Annotated in this window: 22 protein-coding genes; 8 read left to right on the top strand and 14 right to left on the bottom strand. The window is 69.3% G+C overall.

What is annotated here, in order from left to right:
* Positions 1-92: 92 nt before the first annotated feature.
* Both ACIQFZ_RS41310 and ACIQFZ_RS41305 read right to left on the bottom strand, forming a co-directional pair.
* Positions 93-878, bottom strand: a complete 786-nt coding sequence (locus tag ACIQFZ_RS41310) for a GNAT family N-acetyltransferase (protein WP_402693752.1) — start codon at positions 876-878, stop codon at positions 93-95.
* A gap of 296 nt (positions 879-1,174) precedes the next feature.
* The gene (locus tag ACIQFZ_RS41305) at positions 1,175-1,507 is read right to left on the bottom strand and encodes a DUF952 domain-containing protein (protein WP_141363914.1); all 333 of its coding nucleotides are present in this window, start codon (positions 1,505-1,507) and stop codon (positions 1,175-1,177) included.
* A 174-nt stretch (positions 1,508-1,681) separates the two neighbouring features.
* Here ACIQFZ_RS41305 and ACIQFZ_RS41300 point away from each other — a divergent pair, with 174 nt between their 5' ends.
* Positions 1,682-2,257, top strand: coding sequence for a hypothetical protein (locus ACIQFZ_RS41300; RefSeq protein ID WP_402693751.1), 576 nt, complete (start codon positions 1,682-1,684; stop codon positions 2,255-2,257).
* A gap of 103 nt (positions 2,258-2,360) precedes the next feature.
* On the opposite strand, the gene ACIQFZ_RS41295 is transcribed toward ACIQFZ_RS41300, so the two are convergent.
* Together ACIQFZ_RS41295 and ACIQFZ_RS41290 are read right to left on the bottom strand one after the other, a co-directional pair.
* Positions 2,361-2,885 (bottom strand): hypothetical protein, encoded by a 525-nt coding sequence (locus tag ACIQFZ_RS41295; RefSeq protein ID WP_383063826.1) that lies wholly within the window; start codon positions 2,883-2,885, stop codon positions 2,361-2,363.
* A 122-nt stretch (positions 2,886-3,007) separates the two neighbouring features.
* The gene (locus ACIQFZ_RS41290; RefSeq protein WP_402693750.1) at positions 3,008-3,385 is read right to left on the bottom strand and encodes a hypothetical protein; all 378 of its coding nucleotides are present in this window, start codon (positions 3,383-3,385) and stop codon (positions 3,008-3,010) included.
* 61 nt (positions 3,386-3,446) lie between these two features.
* Between ACIQFZ_RS41290 and ACIQFZ_RS41285 the strand changes: the two genes are divergently transcribed.
* The 3 genes from ACIQFZ_RS41285 (at position 3,447) to ACIQFZ_RS41275 (ending at position 6,367) form a co-directional block, all read left to right on the top strand.
* Complete coding sequence (locus ACIQFZ_RS41285; RefSeq protein ID WP_402693749.1) at positions 3,447-3,971, top strand: DUF1214 domain-containing protein; 525 nt, start codon at positions 3,447-3,449, stop codon at positions 3,969-3,971.
* 773 nt (positions 3,972-4,744) lie between these two features.
* On the top strand, positions 4,745-6,016 hold the full coding sequence (locus tag ACIQFZ_RS41280) for a diacylglycerol/lipid kinase family protein (protein ID WP_402693748.1): 1,272 nt from the start codon (positions 4,745-4,747) through the stop codon (positions 6,014-6,016).
* 198 nt (positions 6,017-6,214) lie between these two features.
* Positions 6,215-6,367 carry a hypothetical protein gene (locus tag ACIQFZ_RS41275; protein WP_402693747.1) on the top strand — a complete coding sequence of 51 codons (153 nt, stop codon included), beginning with the start codon at positions 6,215-6,217 and terminating at the stop codon, positions 6,365-6,367.
* Between the two features lie 71 nt (positions 6,368-6,438).
* On the opposite strand, the gene ACIQFZ_RS41270 is transcribed toward ACIQFZ_RS41275, so the two are convergent.
* A complete protein-coding gene (locus ACIQFZ_RS41270; RefSeq protein WP_383061420.1) occupies positions 6,439-7,119 on the bottom strand; it encodes a DUF4328 domain-containing protein in 681 nt (226 codons plus the stop codon).
* Between the two features lie 733 nt (positions 7,120-7,852).
* Positions 7,853-8,293 carry a VOC family protein gene (locus tag ACIQFZ_RS41265; protein ID WP_376654355.1) on the bottom strand — a complete coding sequence of 147 codons (441 nt, stop codon included), beginning with the start codon at positions 8,291-8,293 and terminating at the stop codon, positions 7,853-7,855.
* Positions 8,294-8,832: 539 nt separating this feature from the next.
* On the opposite strand from ACIQFZ_RS41265, the gene ACIQFZ_RS41260 reads away from it, so the two are divergent.
* Together ACIQFZ_RS41260 and ACIQFZ_RS41255 are read left to right on the top strand one after the other, a co-directional pair.
* On the top strand, positions 8,833-9,111 hold the full coding sequence (locus tag ACIQFZ_RS41260; RefSeq protein WP_402693746.1) for a hypothetical protein: 279 nt from the start codon (positions 8,833-8,835) through the stop codon (positions 9,109-9,111).
* A gap of 259 nt (positions 9,112-9,370) precedes the next feature.
* Positions 9,371-9,511, top strand: a complete 141-nt coding sequence (locus ACIQFZ_RS41255) for a hypothetical protein (protein ID WP_402693745.1) — start codon at positions 9,371-9,373, stop codon at positions 9,509-9,511.
* Positions 9,512-9,555: 44 nt separating this feature from the next.
* Here ACIQFZ_RS41255 and ACIQFZ_RS41250 read toward each other — a convergent pair whose 3' ends face one another.
* Together ACIQFZ_RS41250 and ACIQFZ_RS41245 are read right to left on the bottom strand one after the other, a co-directional pair.
* Positions 9,556-11,229, bottom strand: a complete 1,674-nt coding sequence (locus tag ACIQFZ_RS41250; protein ID WP_376654352.1) for an FAD-binding dehydrogenase — start codon at positions 11,227-11,229, stop codon at positions 9,556-9,558.
* A 36-nt stretch (positions 11,230-11,265) separates the two neighbouring features.
* On the bottom strand, positions 11,266-11,898 hold the full coding sequence (locus ACIQFZ_RS41245; RefSeq protein ID WP_383061419.1) for a TetR/AcrR family transcriptional regulator: 633 nt from the start codon (positions 11,896-11,898) through the stop codon (positions 11,266-11,268).
* Positions 11,899-12,246: 348 nt separating this feature from the next.
* Here ACIQFZ_RS41245 and ACIQFZ_RS41240 point away from each other — a divergent pair, with 348 nt between their 5' ends.
* Complete coding sequence (locus ACIQFZ_RS41240) at positions 12,247-12,570, top strand: plasmid stabilization protein (protein ID WP_365436368.1); 324 nt, start codon at positions 12,247-12,249, stop codon at positions 12,568-12,570.
* Positions 12,571-13,048: 478 nt separating this feature from the next.
* Here the strand turns inward: ACIQFZ_RS41240 and ACIQFZ_RS41235 are convergent, their stop codons facing one another.
* The 3 genes from ACIQFZ_RS41235 to ACIQFZ_RS41225 all read right to left on the bottom strand — a co-directional run bounded on the left by ACIQFZ_RS41235 (position 13,049) and on the right by ACIQFZ_RS41225 (position 15,422).
* Complete coding sequence (locus ACIQFZ_RS41235) at positions 13,049-14,005, bottom strand: LLM class F420-dependent oxidoreductase (protein ID WP_402693744.1); 957 nt, start codon at positions 14,003-14,005, stop codon at positions 13,049-13,051.
* A gap of 130 nt (positions 14,006-14,135) precedes the next feature.
* Positions 14,136-14,690, bottom strand: coding sequence for a YciI family protein (locus ACIQFZ_RS41230; RefSeq protein ID WP_402693743.1), 555 nt, complete (start codon positions 14,688-14,690; stop codon positions 14,136-14,138).
* 81 nt (positions 14,691-14,771) lie between these two features.
* Complete coding sequence (locus ACIQFZ_RS41225) at positions 14,772-15,422, bottom strand: class I SAM-dependent DNA methyltransferase (RefSeq protein WP_402693742.1); 651 nt, start codon at positions 15,420-15,422, stop codon at positions 14,772-14,774.
* 314 nt (positions 15,423-15,736) lie between these two features.
* On the opposite strand from ACIQFZ_RS41225, the gene ACIQFZ_RS41220 reads away from it, so the two are divergent.
* Positions 15,737-16,189 carry a hypothetical protein gene (locus tag ACIQFZ_RS41220; RefSeq protein WP_383061416.1) on the top strand — a complete coding sequence of 151 codons (453 nt, stop codon included), beginning with the start codon at positions 15,737-15,739 and terminating at the stop codon, positions 16,187-16,189.
* 124 nt (positions 16,190-16,313) lie between these two features.
* Here ACIQFZ_RS41220 and ACIQFZ_RS41215 read toward each other — a convergent pair whose 3' ends face one another.
* The 3 genes from ACIQFZ_RS41215 to ACIQFZ_RS41205 all read right to left on the bottom strand — a co-directional run.
* The gene (locus ACIQFZ_RS41215; RefSeq protein ID WP_402693741.1) at positions 16,314-16,580 is read right to left on the bottom strand and encodes a hypothetical protein; all 267 of its coding nucleotides are present in this window, start codon (positions 16,578-16,580) and stop codon (positions 16,314-16,316) included.
* Between the two features lie 87 nt (positions 16,581-16,667).
* Positions 16,668-18,035 (bottom strand): hypothetical protein, encoded by a 1,368-nt coding sequence (locus ACIQFZ_RS41210; protein WP_383061415.1) that lies wholly within the window; start codon positions 18,033-18,035, stop codon positions 16,668-16,670.
* Between the two features lie 159 nt (positions 18,036-18,194).
* Positions 18,195-18,463 (bottom strand): LytR C-terminal domain-containing protein (locus ACIQFZ_RS41205; protein ID WP_402693740.1); only part of this gene is annotated, 269 nt, incomplete at its 5' end.

Below are 18,463 nucleotides of genomic sequence, written 5' to 3'. Positions count from 1 at the left end.
AGCCCCGCACCCCGCCACCCCGTCGGCAAACACCCCCACAAACAAGACACCCCCCGACCTTGAAGGCTGAGGGGGAACCTTTAAATTCAAGCTCAGGGCGACCAGACATACGGTGTCGTCGTGGTGACCGCGTGCAGGCCAAGGCGGGTGAGGATCGGGGCGCTGTCGGCTGAGGCGTCGACGTAGACGTAGGGGACCTTCCGGGCAGCAGCGAGTTGGGCTCGGTGGGCAACCATGGCCCGGTAGATGCCCTGTCCGCGCCATTCCTTGAGCGTTGAGCCGCCCCAGAGACCGCCGAAGTCGGCGCCGTCCTCGAACACCAGCCAGGCCGCGCAGACGACTTCGGTGTGTGCCTCGGCGACGAGGACGATCGTGTTCTCTGGGGCGGTCTCGATCCGGGCGGTCAGGTCGTCGGCTAGCCAACTCCAGTCCTTGCCCCAGACGGTGCTCTCCAAAGCGGCGATGCGCTGGAGGTCTGATCTGGCGGTGACACGGCGGAGGGTCACGCCGTCGGGCAGGACGGGGTCGGCAGCAAGGTCGGCGGACTGCCCGATGAGCACGGTCTCGCTGTCCTCGGCGACGAAGCCGGCCGCCGTGAGTCGGTCGGTGAGGTCGGCGGGAAGATCATGGGCGCGAGTCTTCCATTCGACCGCTTCACCACGAGCAGCGTAGAAGTCACGCTGCCGTGCTATGAGCGTGTCGAGTTCTTCCCCGCGCACACCGAGGTCGCGTGGGCCCGTGACGAAGCCACGGTGCCAACCCACGACACGGGTCAATGGGCCGTCCTTCTCGATGCGGACGCTGCCGCCAGGCGGGGTGACACCACGGAGTTGGGCGTCATACGCGGTGCGGAGTTCGTCGATCAGAGTGTCCTCCACTCGAACACCGTACGGACCGAGTCAAGTGAATAATCGCCGGTCGAAACCGCGCGAACATCAAGGGCTGCACAGCCTCACCCGGCCACCGGAGATCAGAACAGGTGCTGACCTCTGCCGCTACCTGCCTCGACGGTCGGCCGCCCTTCGAGCGGCTGGCCGTCGACACGTTCGCATTCACGCGGTGCCGTCACTTCTCATCCACATTCCAGAGCCGGTTGATCGCCAACTGCCTCCGGAAACCGTCGATAAACGCTGTTCTTGGAGATCAACGAAGCCACGCACCCCTCCCTGTTCGCTCATCCCCAGGGCTCGACACCCACCACGGCCTCGACCGGCACTGCCCCGTACACGTGCGGGAACTCCTCGCCGTTCGGCGGCATGGCCTCGTACCTCAGCGGGACATCGAGCCGGGCCGGGTCCACTACCAGCACCACCAACTCGTCGGGGCCCTCGTAGTCGCCGTAGAGGAAGGCCGCGATACGCGGGAGCTGGTCGCGGGTGGAGAAGTGGACGAACCCCTCCTGTTGGAGTGTGCGGCCGCGGGTGGACATCTCGTAGGTGCCGGACTCACGGGCCGTCTCCCATAGAGAGCGCTCGGTGATGTGCACGATGTGCTGAGGTTTCGGCATGCGGCCACGCTACGGGCCCGGCCCTGTCGCGCGCATCTTTCGCCGAGTTGCTGCACGACATGCTGCGGGTGCTCGGCCCCGACCACCCCGACACCCTCGCTGCCCAGAACAACCTCGCCCGGTGGCGGGGGCAATCGGGGGATGCGGCCGGGGCCGCGGCAGCTTTCGCTCGACATGCTGCGGGTGCTGGGCCCGTACCACCCCGACACTCTCAGCGCCCTGCGCCGGCGTGACCAAGCCCTCGGAGTGATCCGTGATCCGGGCAAGGACGTAGATCGCCCCTACCTCTTTGGCCACCACCCCGACGAACGTCTTGTCACCGTCGGCCCTCAGCGGCTCACAGTTGATGTGCACACCCGCACCGGCTGTCAGGCCCTGCAGTTTGCGGGCCTCCTGACGCATGAGCGCGTCGAAGCTTCCACCCACCATGTACTTGGCGCACCGCACGTACAGCCGGGCGGCGATATGGACGGGCAGGCCGCCGGTGACCGCTTCGGTGGCGAACATCCTGCGGAAGTCGTGAGGGGTGAACTTCAGCCGTGCCAGCCGGATCCGCGATCAGCTCTCGGCCCGGCAGTTCAACCCGCTGTCGGCCGATTGAACTGCTCGGTCCAGCCGATCCGTCCCGGCCTTGGAGAACCGATCAGATCGGCACAGGGAAACCTCGAGCCTCCAGCGTGCCGACTTGCGTCGCTGGCGTACGGCCACATCAGCGCTCGTGCCGCCGCTCTGATCTGGACCGATCCGTAAGCGATCGGTCCGCTTGGCTTCCTGCCGGAAGGATCAGGTGGGCGCACCATGGTGAAGGGGCCCAGCATTGCCGGACCCCTTGCTGCTTGTGTCCGATCCGGACTCAGCTGTTGGATGCCGATCCGTTCCCGCCGGGCTCCTTCGGAGCCCAAGTGGGCGGGCTGGTGGCTTCCTTCAGGTTTGCTTCGTTCATCATGACTCGCCAGCTGTCCTCGCCGGCGTTGCCGTCCAGCCGCACGGTGACCTCTTTGACCTGCTGGGTGCCTTGGAAGTAGAGCACCACGACTTGGCGTTCGGATGCCTCGTCGTAGAAATCCGCCGCGACCTTTCCCTGGGCTCCCTTCTGGAAGCTCTTGACCCAGTTCGTGGCCGTCTTCCGGCTCTCGCTGTCGGTGCTGTCGCTGGTCGCCAGCTTCTCCAGATCCCCGGCCTTGCCGTCGGCGATGCGCCACACGATCTCCTGGATGACTTGGAGGGAGCCAGTAGACGGATAGCCGAACACGTGCAGCGGTTCGTGGTTGGCGTAATCCGTTTCGTACCGAGTGTCGGAAGAGTCGATTGGTGAGCATGCCGACAGGCCCAGCAGCAGGGTTGCCACGGTGCCGCATACGGCCCTGCGGTGTTTCATCGCCTCACCTGTCCTTGACCCGGACGATCAGGATCTTCTCGATCGGGTTCTTCTTGTTCTTGTAGCGGGCGATCACGTTAACCCCTGCGGAGTACGCGGCCGGCCCGATCGGTTGCGGGGGGTCACCGGCTCTCCCAGGCGTCGGGGAGACGGCGGGGCCTGTGTAGGTAGCGGGCCGGGCAACGTGGGGCGCGGGCAGCCCAGAGCAGGCGCTGTCCGGCTTTGTCGGTGAGCAGGGCGGCGGCCTCGTGCAGCGGGCAGGAGGCGTCGCCGTCGCGGTCGGGCTCTATCTGCTCCGTCCGGCGTGCGGCGGTAATGACCAGTTGCGCGAGGGCCGGGAAGAGGCCGCCGGGGGCGTCGATGTCCTCCTGGAGTTCGCGCAGGATCGCGGCAAGTCCCTGGGCATCAACGTCGGCGGTCAGGTCGTCCTCGATCTGCTGGAGGGCCAGGGCGGCGATGCCGACCGAGGCGCGGACGCGATCCAGGCGGGTGCGGGTCACCGGAGCCGCCGTCACAGCGCCAGCCCGGCGGCGGCCAGCGCGAGCAGGGCCAGGGCTGCGAGTGTCAGGTCGACCGCGCGCCGGCCTCGACTTCGATCTCGAGCAGCAGACCGACACGATCCTTCAGCTGGACCAGCGCGCCACCTGGTTCTACGAGGCCGTCGGCTCCACGATCGGCATGGCCCACCCCACGCCCGGCACCGGCCAGGTCTACATGACCTCCAAACGCGACAGCCAGGGCCGCCTCCTGCGGGCCGACCGCACCTACCGGCTGCACGTCCCGGCCGACGTGCCGAGCGCCCAGTTCTGGTCGCTCACGCTCTACAGCGAGGACACCCGCCGGTCCTACGACAACGGCGGAACCGACAGCCGCAGCGCGAGCCTCGACAGCCGCGACCAGCAGCTCAGGTTCAACGACGACGGCAGCATCGACCTCTACATCGGCCCCACCGCACCCCCCGGGGCCGAGACCAACTGGATGAAGACCATGGGCCAGGACGGCTGGTTCGTCTACTTCCGCCTCTTCGCCCCAGCGCAACCGTTCTTCGACAAGACCTGGAGCCTCCCCGACTTCGAAGCCGTCTGAAAGCCGCTCAAGTGTCGGAGCGCCCTCATACGGCGGCGCTCCGACGGTGCTGTTCCTTACTCATGAACATCGAACACGGCGTCTCCGGGGCGCTGCTCGACGTCGTGAACACCTGCTGCCCGAACTCGTGAACAAAACCACCCTGGTCAGAGATGGCGCGTTGGGTACCACCGCAGGTGTTCATCCGCGAAGCTATGTTCAGCAGGAACAGAACTTCGTGAGAGGCGCGGCAATAGGCGTCAACCGAAGGTTTGCCCACCCTTTGCGGATGTCAAGGGCATGATCAAAGGCGCTCATCCCACGTAGCGGGTTTCGCGGGCCTCACCCCAGCAGCCGTCCCTGCAGAGCGACCGCCTGGCGGAACGCTGTCTCCGCCTTGTCTGCGTCACCGTCGCTCCCGTCGGACTGGACGACCAGGGCGAGGACGTCGCCGGTGGCAGGCCCGCACCGCACTGGCCTGCGTCGCCGGGCTGATCGTACTGGTTCTGGCGACCGGGATGGGCACGAGCGTCACGGCGGCCGCGGTCGGATGCGCCGGCATTCGCCCGTTGGGTGGGACATCGGCGGTTCGACCCCCGCCCCTTCCCCCCTTCCCACCCTTCCGACCTGCAAGAAACGCCAGCTCACCTGCGCGAATAGGATAGGGGGGCGTTCTTCGTTGAGTCGGATTGGGTGAGGTGCCGGAGCCGTCGGCATGCGACGCTAAGACTATGACGTCTGCAGCGATCGCACGGGGGACGTCCGCCCAGCGGTGGCTAGCGCGGCTCAGCTTCGTGCTGGCAGGCCTGGCTATCGTGATCCTGGTGGTCTTCGCCGAGCTGAAGAGCTTGGCCATGTTCGCCGTTGGCCTGGCTGCCGCGGTCGTGAGCGTGGCGGCAGCCTACTTCTTCCTCTCCCGGCGAGGCATCGTGCGGTGGCTGTCGCTTGGGGTCTTCGTCCTGGTGCCGATCGCGGTGGTCGTCATTTTCGCGGTCAGCAGCGTGCTGTGGGTGGCCATCGTGTCGGCGGGAGTCTGGCTCCTCGCGGGCCTGACCGTGCGCCAAGCGCTGAAGGGGGACCAGCCGGACTGGCGCATGCCCGAGTATCCGGCGCAGCCACCGGCCCGGCATCCGTACCTGATCATGAACCCGAAGTCGGGCGGCGGGAAGGTCGAGAAGTTCGACCTCAAGCGCAAGGCCGAAGCCCTTGGCGCCGAGGTGTTCGTCTTGGACGGGTCGACTGACGTGGCCGCGGTAGCTCGGCAGGCGGTGGCCAACGGCGCTGACCTGCTGGGGGTGGCCGGCGGTGACGGCACCCAGGCACTCGTAGCGGGCATCGCAGCCGAGCACGGCCTACCGTTCGTGGTAATCAGCGCGGGCACCCGCAATCACTTCGCCCTGGACCTGGGGCTGAACCGGGAGGACCCGGCCTCCTGCCTGGGCGCCCTGGCCGACGGCGTGGAGTTGCGGGTCGACCTGGGGTTGATCAACGGGCAGCCGTTCGTCAACAACGCCTCCTTCGGCGCCTACGCCCAGGTCGTGGAGAGCCCGGCCTACCGTGGCGACAAGATTGGCACGACGCTGAACCTGCTCCCGGACCTGCTGCAAGGACACCGCGGAGCGCGGCTGACAGCACGAGTGGATGGCACACGGATCGAGGCGCCGCAGGCGCTGCTGGTGTCCAACAATCCGTATCGAACCGATGACATCGCTGGCCTTGGCCGCCGTGCACGGCTGGATGGCGGCGTGCTCGGCGTGATCGGTGTCAGGGTGCGCACCGCCGGTCAGGCCATCGATCTGCTCTGCGGCAGCAGCGCCGAGGGGGTCACGGAGCTGACCACGCAACAGATCGAGATCACCGCCGATGCGGCGCAGATTCCGGTCGGCGTCGACGGCGAGGCGGTGACAATGCCGACGCCGGTGACCTCCACGACCTGGCCGGGCGCGCTGCGCGTTCGGGTGCCACCCGGCCGCCCGGGCATCCCCGAGCCGGAACCTCCGGCGAACTGGGCCAGGCTGCGGCGCTTGGCCAGCGGTCGCCGCGAGGCCGCTGAGGTCATGAGGTGAAAACCGTTTTCCAGCACGCGACCAGTCTTGCCGACGCGGCCGGCCTGGCCCGAGATCTGTCGGCCCGGACCGTGATCTTTTACCTCGGCACCAAGGATCAGCTCAAGCCGCAAGAACCCCGAGCTGACGTGGCGTGCGCCATACGTGTCATCAGCGGACGTCCTCCAGCAGTTCCTCAAGGACAACGGGTGCCATGGAGTGGAAGCCCTGTTCGTCACCATGGGCCTCTTGGACTGCGATCTTGCCGAAGCCCAACGGGCCTTCTTCAGCGCGCCGTGCCGCGACGCCGAACGCCGTTTCCACAACGACGCCTTGGACCTGCTTGCCAAGGACGCCGCCGACGACGCCTGACAGCAGGCGGAGCCTTGACTGGGCCATTGAGACTCCACCGACCGCGTGGGCATGCATACGCCCAGGGACCTTCAGGACGGCGTTCGACCCGTCGCCCAAACCTCAACGGGCGCTATCGCAGCGGCGCGTTCCAACCGGCGAAAGAGCTGCCGGAGGACAACGATCGATAGCGCAGCAGCGCAGATGTACAGACCGTCACTCATCATGATCTGCCGCAGGGCATGACGAGCCTGGTCCGTAGTGACAGCCTTCTTCAGGTCCTTGGAGGCATCACTGAAGACATACGAACTCGCTGCGCCCAGGACAGACAGCCACCACGCCGTAAGCAGGGGATGTCCGCGTCGACGCTGCGATTCCGGCTGGCTGGCAGCCCACAGATCGTTGACGAACATCTTGGGCACGAAGAGCTGTGCAACCGGTATCAACCAGCCAAAGATCAGCCACGCCTTGCGCCGACGCTGTCCCTGGCGCCAGAGCACATCCGCGACGTCGCGCATGTTGGCGAGCCAGATGCTGAACTGAAGCAGGGCCACGAGGAGCAGCCCTGTTCGCCAGCCCATCAGGTTTCTGAAATACGTGTCGACCTCGACCAGCGGGTTGTCGACGTACGGCCCCGGCGTCATCGGGCCCGCCAGCAGTTGGTACTTGTGCCATGCCGCCAGCCCGGCCGCGACAGACACCAACGCGAACGCGGCTAGCGCGACGCAGGCAAACCAGGCCTGCCCGCGCGGCAACCTAACTGCTCCGGCCACTTCACACCTCCTGGAGGCCGCCCGTTCGGACTTCCCGCAGGTCGGCAGCGGATTTTAACCCTCGGGGGAGCGAATGCAACAGCGTCTTTGCAGGTCAAGCCGCCGCAGGGAACTGACATCAGCGGTTGACACCAACAAGCGCAAACTTCGGCGGGCAACGCCGGATCCTCACGGCCGCTCATCCTGCGACCACCAGGAGAAGACGAAGGCAATCGAGCCCTCGTAATCGACCTGATAAGGACGAAGCCGGACCTCAAAACCTGCATCGTGCACGGTGCGCCGTCCTCACTGGTGGGCGGCGCACCGTCGGCGTGACTCAGTCATCGAGACTTCGCCGACCTCGTGAGCAAGCATCCGCGCCGGCTCCGGCTGATGCCCACTCCCCCGATGGGGAGCGCGCCACTGTACGAACGACTGTGAGGATTGGTTCGCCGGGATGGCGATCGAGGTGGTTGGAAGGGCAGTTGAGCGGTGAACGCCTGTGCGAGGATGCCGGGCCTGATCGGCTATGTGGCGAGTTTCGTGCTCGGCCTGGGGGTGGGCGGGCTCTACTTGATATTGCGCCGGCGCCGGGCCGCACTACCCGCAGCGGTAGAGGAGTCGGTGACCGCCTTCGGGGAGGAGGTGGCCGCCGTGGATCTGAATGTCAACGGCCCCGATGCCACCCCCGCCGTTCTGACGGAGTACCGGGCGGCGTTGGAGGCGTACGACCGGGCCAGTGCGATCCTCCTTCTCAGCGCAGTTGCTCGGCCAGTCCGACGATGATGCCCTCCGGGCCGCGGATGTAGCAGAGCAGATAGCTGTCCTCGAACCGGGCGATCTCGCCGACGAGTTCGGCGCCGTGAGGGCGCAGGCGGGCAACGGTGTCCTCGATGTCGTCGACGGCGAACATGACGCGGTGCGTGCCCAGAATGTTGTGCGGCCGGTTGCGCGGCCCGGCGCTAATCACCGCGGGGCTGCGGTACTTCGCCAGCTCGAGCCGGCTGTGACCGTCCGGGGTCCTGACCATCGCGATGTCACAGCGGACGCCGTCGAGTCCGGTGCACTGGTCGGCGAAGGGGCCCTCGACCTCCGCCCTGCCCTCCAGCTCCATACCGAGTTCCACGAAGAACGCGATGGCGGCATCCATGTCCTCGACGACGATGCCGACGTTGTCCATCCGCTGAATCGCCATGCTGGTTTCTCCTGCTTCCTCGTGCGGCCGATGGTGGCTGCTGATGTCCCTGGGACGGAGCCGGTGGCACGTTCTCGACATCCCCAGACCGCGAAACTCCGAAAAATCTGGATCGCGCCTCAGGTGAGATTCATCCGGATGCACCAACCCACCTCCAGCACGATGAGATACCCGGCAGGAGCGGCCGCAGCCAGTGGACGTTGGCGCCCCCTGTCGAATACGTGTCGAAGGCGCCGATCTATCGCGCTCGGCGTCCGTGGAGCACCAGGTCAGGAGGGATGTGCCGGCGATCACATCAGGTGCCTTCCAAGTGCTTGGCAAATCTCGCGGGCCTGCCTGGTCAAGCCGAAGCCATCGTGTTCCAGCGGGTGGGCGTTGGACCCGCCGCTTGAAGAGGCTGCGCCCGAGGTCGGCCGACATCCGGCCGTTCACCGGCATGCTGTCCGGTCCGGGCAGGGACATGATGACCCGGCGCGAACGCGAATCGGCACGGGCAGCAAGAATCCGCACACCACAACGACGAAGACGAGGGAGAACCCGTGACGAGACCGGCCCCGAGCAGCGCCACGGCCTTGTATGCGATAGCCGCGACCTGTGCCGCCATAGGCGCACTGCTGTGGGTGCGAAGCCAGGCCAGCACGCCCATCAGTCTCTCCTCCAGATCGTACGGGTCATTCCTGGCGGCCGACAGCTATACCCCGTCGGCCTGGCGGGTGTGGTCACCGGCAGTACCCGAAGACCGTCTTGGCCTGTACCTCCTCGCGGCCGGGCTGGTGCTGGCCGTGGCGGCGCGCCTGGTCTCCGTCTGGCGTGACTGAGCTACCACCGGAGTGGCCCGACACAGTGGTGATGCCGCCGACGGCAGTGACCGCCACGACAACAGACGAGAGCGACAATCGGCAGCCCGGCACAGTAGCGGCAGGGTGCCATCAGGTCGCGTACCAGAGGCGCCCATGTCTCCTCACCACCGGCTCCAGCCATTGGTGGGATGTCGCTGCTACTGCGTCTCCTGACGGCAGCGGATGACGGCCACGAAGCCGTACTTTCCAGTGCAGGCCGCGTGGGCTTTCGTCGGCGTTGACGTCCGGCCACTCCAGCACGGGCAGCTTCGGCAGGCCGAGGTCGGCCCACCGGGGCCCGGTGACCCTGCTGACCGCCTCAAAGGCGCCGGAGCAGAGCCGGGCCTCGGTGGTGGCCGGACTGCTGAAGAAGAAGTGAGCCTGCCCGCCCCCGCGCCTTGCGGGGGCGGGGGCGGGTCCCGCTCAGGCGGTCTGCCGTGCGGCGGCCCGCCCGGCCGCGCGCCCGGAGAACAGGCATCCACCCAGGAAGGTGCCCTCCAGGGCGTTGTAGCCGTGGACGCCGCCGCCACCGAAGCCGGCGACCTCGCCGGCCGCGTAGAGGCCGTCGATCACCTGCCCGTCGGTGCCGAGGGCGCGCGAGTCCAGGTCGGTCTGGATGCCGCCGAGCGTCTTGCGGGTCAGGATGTGCAGCTTGACGGCGATCAGCGGGCCGGCCGCCGGGTCCAGAACGCGGTGCGGGGCGGCCACCCGGCCGAGGCGGTCGCCGATGTAGCGGCGGGCGTTGTGGATGCCCTGGATCTGGGTGTCCTTGCTGTAGGGGTTGGCGATCTGGAGGTCGCGGGCCTCGATCAGGCGGCGCACCTCGGCGGCGTCGAGGAGGGGCTTGTCGGTCGACTGGTTCATCTTCTCGACCAGTTGCTCCAGCGTGTTGGCGATCAGGAAGTCCTCGCCGTGCCGCAGGAAGTCCCGTACGGGTCCGGGTGCTCCCTTGCCGAGCAGCCGGTCGCGCAGCACCGCCTTGCGGTCCTTGGCCGTGATGTCGGGGTTCTGCTCGGAGCCCGACAGGGCGAACTCCTTCTCGACGATCCTGCGGGTCAGCACGAACCAGGAGTGGTCGTACCCGGCGATGTCCTCGGTGGTGCGCAGGTGCTTGAGGGTGCTGAGCGTGTCGTAGCCGGGCAGGCAGGGGTCGGGCAGCCGGCGGCCGAGGGCGTCCAGCCACACCGAGGACGGGCCGGGCAGGATGCGGATGCCGTGGCCGGGCCAGATCGGGTTCCAGTTCCGCAGGCCCTCGGTGTAGTGCCACATGCGGTCGCGGTTGACGAGCCGTACGCCGGCTTCGGCGCTGATGTCCAACATCCGGCCGTCGACGTACGCCGGGACGCCGGTGACCATCCGCGACGGCGGGGTGCCGAGGCGCTCGGGCCAGTAACGGCGGACGAGGTCGTGGCCGGCGCCGATGCCGCCGGTGGTGAGGACCACGGCCTGCGCGGTGAGTTCGAACGCGCCGGTCTCCTCGCGGTTGGAGGCGACACCGCGGGGTGAGTCGTCCTCGGCGAGGACCGTGCCCCGCACTCCGCGTGCCGCGCCGTCCTGGACGACGAGCTCGTCGACCCGGTGGCGGTGGTGGAAGGTGAGCAGGCCGTCACGCGCGGCCTGGAGGGCGTACGCGGCGAAGGGTTCCACGACGCCCGTGCCGGTGCCCCAGGCGATGTGGAAGCGGGGTACGGAGTTGCCGTGGCCGTCGGCGCGCAGATCGCCGCGCTCGGCCCAGCCGACCGTGGGCAGCAGCGTGATGCCGTGCCCTTCCAGCCAGGACCGCTTCTCCCCCGCCGCGAACTCGACGTAGGCGCGCGCCCAGCGGACCGCCCAGGAGTCCTCGTCGTCCAGCCGGTCGAACCGCGCGCTGCCCTGCCAGTCGTTCCAGGCCAGCTCGAAGGAGTCCTTGACGCCGAGCCTGCGCTGCTGCGGGGTGTCGACGAGGAACAGCCCGCCGAAGGACCAGTACGCCTGCCCGCCGAGGTTGGCGGCGTTCTCCTGGTCGACGAGGGCGACCCTGCGGCCCCGGCTGGTCAGTTCGTGTGCCGCGACCAGGCCCGCGAGGCCCGCTCCGACCACGATGACGTCGGCGTCCATGGCGACCGTCCCCTTCTTCAATTTCCTTGGCTTCTCTCAGTCTTCTTGTGACGCAGATGCGGCGCCGCCGTCGGTGAGCAGCGCGGTGAGCAGTTGTCCGAGCCAGGCGCGGGCGCCCGCGACGTCCTTGTCCAGCAGCAGCCGGGTGGTGACTCCGTCGTACGCGGCGACGACCGCGTGGGCGGCGGCGTCGGCGTCCCCGAGGACAGCGGGCAGCGGGGTGCGGGCACGGGCGAGCCGGTCCGCGACGGCCCGGCGCAGCCGCGCGCGGTGCTCCAGCAACGTCCGCGCCACGGCCGCGTCGCGGGCGGCGTGCACCAGGAAGTCCGTCTTGACCAGGAGCCAGTCCAGGTCCAGCAGGAGCACGTCGGTGACCCGGTCGACGGCGGCGCGAACGTCGAGGTCCGGGCCGTCGAGGGCGAGCGCCCCGGTCACCTGGTCGGCGATCAGCTCGGCCCGTTCCCGGTACAGGGCGAAGAACAGCTCGTCGAGGGTGTCGAAGTTGGAGTAGAAGGCGCCCCTGCTGTAGCCGGCGGCCTCGCAGACCTCCTCGATCGACACCCGGCCGAAGCCCTTGGCGGCGAACACCGTGAAGGCGGCGTCGAGCAGGTTGGCCCGCGTCCGCTGCCGACGCCTGGTGACGCGCCTCTCCGTGTCCTCGACCGCCATGCCGGACCTCCATTCGATACGCGAATGTATCCGATACATCGTTGTATCGAAAGGGCCATGGAGGCACCCGCGGCCACCGGTGCCGGCCGCCGATCCACCAGCCCGGGGCAGGCCAAGGAGCCGGACAACCTGCTCGAACCTGCGGACGCGCTACGGGACTTCGCAGCGCACGGCCGGTTCGACGGTCGGGCCCGGGGGCGCAGCGTGCAACAGCGGGCCGCGCGCCGTCGGGGCTCTCGCGGACGGTGCGCGACGCGCGACATCGGCCGTACCCCGCCTCGGTGCCGGGTTCACGGCACGGATGCGGGGCACCCGAGCCCTCCGCGCACAGGACAGGAGTGTGTGACCATGCCCCGCGGATCGAGCCCCAAGCGGGAACGGCAGTACGAACACATCAAGGACAGCGCGCTGGAACGCGGTGAGAGTGAGGAGCGCGCCGAGGAGATCGCCGCGCGGACCGTGAACAAGGAACGCGCCCGGCACGGGGAGTCGAGGACCGCCAGCCGGACCTCGGTCGAGGACATGTCCCCCTCCCGCCGCGGCGGGCAACGCTCCCACAGCGGCGCCCAGGGCCCCACCTACGACCAGTTGTACAACGAGGCCAGCCAGCGCGGCATCCACGGCCGCTCGAAGATGAACAAGGCACAGCTCGAAGACGCCCTCGGACGCTAGTGCTGCGACCGGAAAGGTCCACCGGCTCGCGACGCCCGGCACGGCTCCCCCAAGCTCTTCGAGCAGGGGGGACCCCCAGCCGCGTTGTCGCATCACCCGAGTACATCCAGTACGCAGGCGATGCTCCGCCTTGCGATGTACCGCACCGGACGCCGCGAGCTTTCCGGCAAACCTTTCCGGTCACAGCACGAGGAGCCCGCGATCATGGTCTCCGTGGCCGATCCGCCCGTTCCCCATGACTCGCCGGCGCCGCCCGGCACGCCCGTCCCGCCGCCCGAGCCGCCCGCACCGCCCCGTCCGGCCGAGCCCGGCCCGGAGCTCGCACCGCCCGAGCCGGGTCGGCCGCGCGCGCCCGAGCCGCCCGACTGACTCCGGGCCGCTCGACGGCGCTGAGCCGGACGCGTGATGCCCGGGACACGCCAACGGTCGCTGCGGCGTCTCCGGGCCCGGGCACCGCCTCCGCCACCTCGTGTACCGGTCAGTCGCGCAGCCGCGGGAGGACCTTGGTCCGGTAGAAGTCGAAGAAGCCCTGCTGGTCCTTGCCGATCTGGCTGACGTGCACCGCGTCGAATCCGGCATCGACGTACGCGTTCAGCGCCTCGATGTGGACGTCCGGATCGTCGCCGCACGGTACGGCGGCCGCCGCCTGGTCCTCGGTGACCAGTTGGGACGCCTGCTCGAAGTGGCGCGGGGTGGGCAGGATCTGCGTGAGTTCCCCGGGGAGTTGTTCGGTGGCCCAGAGACGGTGCACGGTGCGGACCGCCTCCCGCTGGTCCGTGCCCCAGCACACCTTGAGCCCGCCGTACACCGGATGGGTGCCGCCGCCACCCCGCCGGAAGCGCTCGACCAGGGCGGTGTCGGGCATCATCGTGATCAGCCCGTCCCCGATCCGCGCGGCGGTCTCGGCCGCCTGCGGGCCGAAGGCGGAGACGTCGATGGGCACCGGCTGCTCGGGCAGGGTGTACAGGCGGGCGTTCTCCACGGTGTAGTGCCTGCCGCGATGGCTGGTCTGCTCGCCGGTGAACAGTTTCCGGATGATCTGGAGCGCCTCCTCCAGCATTTCCAGACGCACCGACGCCTCGGGCCACGGGCCGCCCAGGATGTGCTCGTTGAGCGCCTCGCCGGTGCCGACCCCCAGCCGGAACCGGCCGCCGAGCTGTACGGCGCTGGTGGCGGCCGCCTGCGCGATCACGACGGGATGGGTGCGCACCAGCGGGCAGGTCACCGCCGTCTCCACCGGCAGGGAGACGGCCTGCGAGAGGGCGCCCACCACCGACCACACGAACGGGCTCTGGCCCTGGCGGTCGTTCCACGGGTGGTAGTGGTCCGAGATCCACAAGGAAGTGAAACCGGCCTGCTCGGCCATCCTGGCCTGTTCGACGAGCTCTGCGGGGTTGTGCTCCTCGGACGACAGAAAATACCCGAAGTCAGCCATCACTGCTCCTGACGGATCGTGCCTGCGGCTCTGCGACGGCTTTCCCGAGTACCCGTAACGGGGCGGGGCGCACGTCGTGGCCGCAGGGACGATCAGCGCAGTCGTGCCGTCGGCTCGGTTCCTCTCCTGGTCAGGACGGCCGGCCGCCGAACCGCCAGGTGTGGACCTCGACGTCCGCGTACCGGGCCGGGGCCAGGACGGCTCGTGCCGTGTCCGGGTCCGGCGCCCGGACCAGGGCCGCCGTGCCCAGCCAGGCGGCTCCGTCGTCGGACAGCAGCGGTCCGTACGCGATCAGCTCGTCCCGGTCGGGGGGTGCAGTCGGGGCGTCGGCGGCCTGATCCGTGCCGAGGCCGAGCACGAGGTAGCGGTTGCCGCCGTCCCGGCCGCCGGGGAAGTCCCACATCCTGCGGCCGAGCGCGTTGCGCCACCGGAGCAGCAGTACGTCCCGGTAGACGCCGGCCTGGTGGTTGGGCTCGTCGAAGGCGAACGCGCGGGCGGCGGCGGGATCCGGCAGGTCGAGGATGTGGACGCTGCCGGTAGGTGTCTCACCGTCGTCGGCGAACGTCGGGCCGCGGGCGATCATCTCCTTCGCGTACCGGTCCATGTAGGACCAGTGCTCCTCCAGCTTCTCGTGGCGCAACGCCAGGGAGCCGGGCCGGTCACGGTGGTAGCAGAAGAACTCCATGACCACAGACCCTTCCGCAAGGCGGGGCGGCATCTCAACCGGCTTTGGCGGGCCGTCGGGCCCGCCCAAGCCCGCCGCCGGTCATCCGAGGGGCTCGGCCGTGCTCATCAGCAGGTGGCCCCGGCGGAACCGCTCCCCTTCGCGGGGCTCGCGCAGCATCCGGCCGACCTCGGCGAATCCGGCGTCGCCGGCCAGGTCGGCGAGGTCGTCGATCGGCCACCGGTAGGCCGTCGTCACCTTGTGGTCGAACGGCGTGACCGGCCCGCCCTCCGACTCGAAGAAGCCGAGCAGGAGGTGGCCGCCGGGCGCGAGCACCCGCCGGAACTCGGCGAAGTACGAGGGGATGTCCCGCGGCGGGGTGTGAATGACCGAGTACCAGGCCACGATGCCCCGCAGCGTGCCGTCGGCCAGGTCGAGGGCGTCCATGGAGCCGACCTCGAACCGCAGGTCGGGGTGTGTCTCGCGGGCGATGTCGATGATCACCGGCGACAGGTCGACGCCGAAGACGTCCAGCCCCAGGTTCCGCAGGTGCGCGGTCACCCGTCCAGGGCCGCATCCCAGCTCGGCGACGGGCCCGGATCCGGTGGTCCGGGCGAGTTCGGCGAACGCGGCGAGCACCGCGCGGTCCAGCGGAAGGGCGTCGAGTTCGTCGCGGACGAGGTCGGCATAGCGGACGGCGATGGCGTCATAGGCCTCGGCCGTCGTGCCGAGGTGCGAGGAGGATTGAGTCACAAGCGAGAACCCTAGAGCCCCCTACTTGCGCGATCACGCAAGTATGCGGCTATGCTGCTGGACGGCAGCAGGAGGCGCCTCGTCGTCCCGTCCCCTGCGCTCCAGCGCGCCGAAGAGCGCACTGCCGCGCGCCTCCATCATCTTCCGCTCATCGGTGCGCGCTCTGCACCGGCAGCGGCCCACGGGGATTTCGGGCGGGACCGGCCCTGCCGTCGGCCTGCTCTCAAGCGCCACCGCCCACGGATCAGGGACCGGAACGACGAGCAGCCCTCGGCGCGACGGTGGAACACGGAAAGAGGGAAGGACAGTTGGTGATGAAGGCCCTGCCGCACCCGCGCAACGGCGTCGGCACCGCCGTCCTCGGCGTGCTCACACTCACCGCGCTGGAGATGACCGTCCTGGCCACCGCCCCGGCGGTGTACCGTCCGGTCGTCAGCGGTGCCCTGCTGGGAGCGGCCGTCACGGCGTTCGCCCTGCTCGCAGCGGTGCTGCGCGCGGATCGCAAGGCCACCCGGCGAGCGCGGCGCCGCGTTCTGGAGGTGATGGACGAGTCGTCGTTCACCTCCCGCACCTTGGAGGGCTTCCCCATGGAAGCGGTCCGGCCCCGTCTGCTGGGGCCGAGCGCGCCCTCCCTCAACCACCTCTACACCGCGTGGGCCTTCGCCTCCCGTGGCCATGACACCGCCTGGCTCGTACGCCACCTCGACCTGCCCGCGGATCTGGCCCGGTTGCTGACCGACGCCGCCGCTGCCCGCCTGCGGGACTGACCATGGCCGCCGGTGTCCACTGTGAGGCTTCAGCACTGCCTGCGGGATCCGGACGCGGCCCACCGGAACGTCTTCAACCGGCGGGATCGACGCCGGAACCCGCTGCCTGTCAGGGACGAAGGTGTCACGTGCCGCCCTGGACCAGCAGGGCGATCCAGTCGGAGTCGAAGACCACCCACCGTGACGAGGTGCACCCCGACAGCCTCAGCCGGCACATGGTGTCCCCCTCAGAACTGTTCCACCATCCGGTGACGGTGCCCGGCCAGGTCCACCCGGCCCCGTCACACACCTCGACCGGCCGGTAGGTGACCCGGACCTGCTCTTCCGGCGGCAGCGGACATCCCCTGGCCAGTTCTTCCAGCAGACCCTCGGCCGTGGTCGTGTCCGGCACGGCTCTGTCCCTCCCGACTCTCTCGTCCTTGTCGCCCTGTTGGGCAATTGACTGCCTGTCCCCCGAGGAGATCGCCGCCCGGCGTGATCACCCCCAGTCGCCGCCGAAGTCACCCCCGCCGTCCGACCCGAAACCGCCGTCGAATCCCCCCGCGAAGTCGGAGGCTCGGAAGTCCGCACCGGAGAACTCGCCGCCGTCCGGCAGATCGGGGGCGGACGAGACGCCATCGCCGGAGCCGGCGAAGGCGGACGGCGCGCTGAGCAGGCTGCCCAGCAGCGTGCCGGCGAGCAGGCCGCCGACCACCGCGCCCGCGCCGCCGTAGTAGCCGCCCGCCCACGGCGCGTACGCCGGGCCGGCGTTCCAGTACGGCTGGGCGCCCTGGCCGGTGTCGACCATCCGCGTCATCGGCTGCCCGCCCTGAGTGACCCGTGCGGCGTCCTCCGCGCAGGCGGGGACCATCCGCGGCACGCCGCCGGGCGGGGACCAGTTCACATCGTCGGCCGAGGGGCCGTGACGGGGGTCGAAGAAGCAGGGCACACGGCGCTCGGGCAGCGGCGTTCCATTGCGGCGGGCGGCCAGGGTGGCCAGGGCGAAGCGGCCGTCGGTCAGCGTAGCGGTCACCGGCTGCACGTCCTGAGGCTTGGCCGCAGCGGCCATCTGCTGTTTGGCCAGCTCATAGGCGTCGAGGGCGTGGGAGTAGTCGTTGCGCATCTCGTCGGTGGCCCCTGGCTCGGACGGGGAGAAGGCCAGTCGGTCCAGTTCCTCGCCGAAGGCGGTGATGTCTTCGTCCACCACCACCCGCAGCGCCTCCAACTCCCTTTGCTCGGTCTCCCGCCGCTTCTTCGCCCGCCGGTACAGCGCATATCCGCCCCCGGCCGCCCCGGCCGCGAGCAGGCCGCCGACCATCAGCCCGCCGCTGCCGGAGCCGCCCTCAGCACTGTCCTGCCAGGACGCAGGGGCGTGCCCCTTCGCCTGCTTGACGGCCTGGTCGACGAACGCGTTCAGCTGCGCCTCCGCGTCCGAGGCGTAGGAGCGCTGCACCGCTCCCCGCAGGTTGTCGACGGCGCTCTGCGGCATCACCTGATGGTCCGCCTTGGCGTTGAACAAGTCGCCCAGGCGTACGGCGTAGACCCCGCTGATGCCGGTGAGTGAGCGCAGGTCCGGCATCAGGGACGCCTGCGGGTAGTCGGCGGACCGGGGCAGTACCGCCACGAAGACCGGCTTGTCCGCGGCCTCGATCTTCGCCGTGAGCTTGTCGGCCGCGGACTTCGGCAGCTCCCCCGCGGCTCGTGGATCGACGTACACCGGTCCCTTCTTGAAGGCTTCTGCCACGGCCCCCGTACCGGCGTTCGTGGCCGCCGGCGCGCCGAAAGCAGGCGGGGCGAGTCCCACAAGAGCTGTCACGCCCATGGCAGCGAGGGCCCGGGCGAAGCGAGACCGTGGCGAAACAGGCATGGATGTGACCTCCTTGCGAGGGAGTGACCGCCCCGCCTCCGGAACAACGTCGGTGCACGGAGGGAACGAGCAGACCCTCACGCTCTTTCACTTGCGCAATAAGGAAAGTATGCCAGACGGTGCTGTGCCCAGGCCGAGTTCGACGGGAGTGTCAGCGACTCAGTTGACGCATGGCACTCCGCCCGCCTTCACAGCGGGGCCCGAGTCGACGGGCGACGACGATCTCGGCTCCGTGGCGGCGGGTGACGACGCCTGCCGGCTGGGCAGCGCGTAGTTCTCGCCCAGGGTGACCACGACATGGCCGGCGGGTACGGCCGAACTGGCAGTCCGGGAAGCGGCGTTGAACCGAGCGGCGATCTGCTGCGCCGCCTGCTGAGCACCGGGGCCGTAGACGACGGTGGTGGCGGGCTGCGCGGCCGCGTTGCCGG

It is taken from the genome of Streptomyces sp. NPDC093064, assembly GCF_044754605.1.
Taxonomy (GTDB): Bacteria; Actinomycetota; Actinomycetes; order Streptomycetales; family Streptomycetaceae; genus Streptomyces.
Note: the sequence above shows the minus strand (reverse complement) of the source record. Positions and strands in the feature narration are given on the sequence as shown.

Excerpts from the sequence above, each read along its gene's own strand:
- ACIQFZ_RS41245 (WP_383061419.1), bottom strand. The coding sequence starts at position 11,898 with ATGGCGGTCGAGGACACGGAGAGGCGCGTCACCAGGCGTCGGCAGCGG.
- ACIQFZ_RS41295 (WP_383063826.1), bottom strand. The coding sequence starts at position 2,885 with ATGAAACACCGCAGGGCCGTATGCGGCACCGTGGCAACCCTGCTGCTG.
- ACIQFZ_RS41210 (WP_383061415.1), bottom strand. The coding sequence starts at position 18,035 with ATGCCTGTTTCGCCACGGTCTCGCTTCGCCCGGGCCCTCGCTGCCATG.
- ACIQFZ_RS41230 (WP_402693743.1), bottom strand. The coding sequence starts at position 14,690 with ATGGAGTTCTTCTGCTACCACCGTGACCGGCCCGGCTCCCTGGCGTTG.
- ACIQFZ_RS41235 (WP_402693744.1), bottom strand. The coding sequence starts at position 14,005 with ATGGCTGACTTCGGGTATTTTCTGTCGTCCGAGGAGCACAACCCCGCA.
- ACIQFZ_RS41265 (WP_376654355.1), bottom strand. The coding sequence starts at position 8,293 with ATGGCGATTCAGCGGATGGACAACGTCGGCATCGTCGTCGAGGACATG.
- ACIQFZ_RS41220 (WP_383061416.1), top strand. The coding sequence starts at position 15,737 with ATGAAGGCCCTGCCGCACCCGCGCAACGGCGTCGGCACCGCCGTCCTC.
- ACIQFZ_RS41250 (WP_376654352.1), bottom strand. The coding sequence starts at position 11,229 with ATGGACGCCGACGTCATCGTGGTCGGAGCGGGCCTCGCGGGCCTGGTC.
- ACIQFZ_RS41305 (WP_141363914.1), bottom strand. The coding sequence starts at position 1,507 with ATGCCGAAACCTCAGCACATCGTGCACATCACCGAGCGCTCTCTATGG.
- ACIQFZ_RS41240 (WP_365436368.1), top strand. The coding sequence starts at position 12,247 with ATGCCCCGCGGATCGAGCCCCAAGCGGGAACGGCAGTACGAACACATC.
- ACIQFZ_RS41300 (WP_402693751.1), top strand. The coding sequence starts at position 1,682 with ATGCTGCGGGTGCTGGGCCCGTACCACCCCGACACTCTCAGCGCCCTG.